At 61.6% G+C, this 686-nt stretch carries 1 protein-coding gene; it reads left to right on the top strand.

Annotation, left to right across the window (positions count from 1 at the left end; genetic code table 11):
* Nucleotides 1–301: 301 nt before the first annotated feature.
* On the top strand, nucleotides 302–686 hold a 385-nt coding region (locus tag ACXJKH_RS21760; RefSeq protein WP_457322495.1), incomplete at its 3' end, for a hypothetical protein.

Raw genomic sequence — 686 nt, 5'->3', positions numbered from 1 at the left:
GTCGTAGACACGGCGCTGAAGCAGTTGCCAAGGGGAACATGGACGGCTTTTCTCGAATTGGACGTGATGTTGGTGCCGAAGTGAGGCGACGGGGCCGGGCAAGTTGTCCGGGACGCCTTCACATCGAGACGTGCAGCCACGGGCTGCAGGGGCGGGGCGGGGGCCCGGTCGCATCATCCACCGATGATGCTCGGCTGCATCTGCAATCGATACCTGCACGCTCGGCGTAACCCGCCGGCGTCGGTTGTCGTTGCTCCAATTCCAGTAGATCCGCTATTCCGTACGTCAAAGGGAAGTCCGTATGAAGCATCCGCATATCTCAAAGGGTTTCATCGCCGTTGCCGCCGTTGTGATGCTGGCCGGCTGTGCCACCAAGCCGGCGCCGGATATCGGTGGCCGCTGGAAGCCGGTGAACCGTTTTGCCAGCACCACGATGGAAATTCCGCTGTACACCAGCTACGTGTACCAGGCCACGCCGATGGACGGCACCCTCAAGACCATGCTCGAGCGCTGGGCCAAGGATTCGGGGATGACCCTGGATTACCGCATCAGCTCCGATTACACGCTGTACGGCGTGGTCTCCACGATCAGCACCACCAATCCGCAGCAGGCCGTTATCGACCTGAGCAGCGCCTATWCTGCGCAGGGTGTGTCGGTGTCCATCGTCGGCAACCAGATCGTGGTGC

It is taken from the genome of Stenotrophomonas sp. P5_B8, assembly GCF_054049855.1.
Note: the sequence above shows the minus strand (reverse complement) of the source record. Positions and strands in the feature narration are given on the sequence as shown.